The following is a 251-nucleotide window of genomic DNA, read 5'->3' on the forward strand; positions in this document are numbered from 1 at the left end:
CGTGACCCTGCTGCTGCGGCTCAGGGGCAACACGGAGATTGAACGGGACGCCCTGGCCCGGCGGCGTGCCTTCAATAACGCCGTTTCCGAGCTCGTGCGGACCGCCAGCACCGAGGGCTCGCTGCGCAGCGACATCGACCCCAGGACGACCGCGCGGCTCCTCTTCGGCACGATCAATTCGATTGTCGAGTGGTACAAACCGGGCGGCTCCCTTTCCAAGGAGAAGCTGGCGGACGACGTCATCACCATGG

The 251-nt window shown here is 65.7% G+C and carries 1 protein-coding gene; it reads left to right on the top strand.

Going from position 1 to position 251, the window contains the following annotated elements; translation table 11 throughout:
- Positions 1–251: TetR-type transcription factor C-terminal domain-containing protein (locus AC5RVV_RS18465; protein WP_494002771.1), on the top strand; the 251-nt coding region annotated here is incomplete at both ends.

This window comes from Arthrobacter sp. MDT2-34-1 (genome assembly GCF_059091365.1).